2 protein-coding genes are annotated in these 1,673 nt (G+C 36.7%); both read left to right on the forward strand.

What is annotated here, in order from left to right:
- A partial coding sequence (locus Q4Q35_RS07135; protein WP_303277270.1) for a RagB/SusD family nutrient uptake outer membrane protein occupies positions 1–373 on the forward strand: 373 nt, incomplete at its 5' end.
- Positions 374–575: 202 nt separating this feature from the next.
- On the forward strand, positions 576–1,673 hold a 1,098-nt coding region (locus Q4Q35_RS07140), incomplete at its 3' end, for an FG-GAP-like repeat-containing protein (RefSeq protein WP_303277271.1).

Consider the following 1,673-nt stretch of genomic DNA (forward strand, 5'->3'; position numbering starts at 1 on the left):
GGCTAATTCTGAAGAGTACCCCGTTGTATTTCGATTGGCAGAGCAATACCTAATCAGGGCAGAAGCACGGGCAGAGCTTGGTAAAATATCGGAGGCACAGTCCGATTTAAATGTCATTAGAAATCGAGCTGGTCTTGGAAATACCACAGCTAGCACTAAAGAAGCATTACGAGATGCCATTCTCGATGAGCGGCAGGTGGAACTATTTACAGAACGCGGACACCGTTGGTTCGATTTAAAAAGAAGAGGTGAAGCCGCCGATGTATTGGCACCACTAAAACCTAGCTGGCAAGATACAGACGTTTTATTTCCTATCCCTGAATCTGAATTATTATTGAATCCAAACTTATTACCACAAAACGATGGGTATTGAATAGGTGAATTGGTTCATCCCCGTAAGGTCATTGAGCATTACTGAAATGAAAATACATTTTCATTGAAAGTACATAGCGCAGCTATCGAAATGAAGGCGGGGATCTCATGAAGAGAGCTTGTCATCCCTGCGTAGGCAGGGATCCACTAGAAGCAACATACATAACATTTTGAAAATAATTAAAGAATAATAGATTAATAAAATGTATATAAATAAAACAATCCTAAAAGCAACATTACTAATTTGTACCATAAGCCTCCAAAGTTGTGCTCAGTCAGTAGCAAGCAATGAAAATAAAAACACCCAAGGCCCCAACGATTTCCCCGAGCTCATTAACGCAAACATTCCAGGCGCTCCTAAACTAGGAAAACCCCAATTAATTATGGGAGAAACCAAACCTGTAATGGGCGAAGGAATGGGGTGGGCAGCACCTGCCGTGTATGATTGGGATAATGATGGAAAGAAAGATTTATTAATTGGAGAGTTTGATAGTGGCTTAGAAAACAAAGGTGTTAAAGTAGGTAATTTTTGTAGAGTATACCTTAACAAAGGTAAAGATGAAGTTCCAACATTTAATGATGAATTATCTTCTTATGCAAATTATGCAAGTGGTCATTTTAATGATACAAATTTCAACGGAACCCCTTTATCTATTTATTCATGGTGTTGTTTCCCATTTATTCCGCGCTTTAAAGATTTAGATAATGATGGCTATACAGATTTACTAACAGGACAGTACAATCCAGGTATTATTACATGGTTTAGAGGTAGTGAATATGGCTTTTTACCAAGTATTCATTTAGAAGAAGCATATGAAGCGATATCATCATTAAGTCAAAATAATTCACTACCAATAACTGATCCTAAAAGTAATATGTATTGGAATTACTCAGCTGCAGATTTTGGTGATTTTGATAATGATGGTGATTTAGACATGATTGTTGGTGGTCATGCTTTGCGTTTTTGCGAGAATATAGGGACAAAAACAACTCCTAAATTTGGAAAAAGAGAGTTGTTACTAAATGAACAAGAGCAACCTTTAAAATATAACATACGAAATGTGATAATTCCTTATGTAGTGGATTGGGATGGAGATGGGGTATTAGATATTTTAACGACGAATGAATATACAAAAAAAGATTATAAAGCAATCACATTCTTCCGTGGTCTGAAAAGTAAGAAAGAAGAACTATGTTTTGAAGCTGGTATCCCATTATTTTCAACAAAAAATGACAAAAAAGAATTCCCAGGAAGCTGGCTCAATGTCTGTGTAACCGATTGGAACAATGATGGGGTAAAT

This window comes from Flavivirga aquimarina (genome assembly GCF_030540835.1).
GTDB lineage: Bacteria > Bacteroidota > Bacteroidia > Flavobacteriales > Flavobacteriaceae > Flavivirga > Flavivirga aquimarina.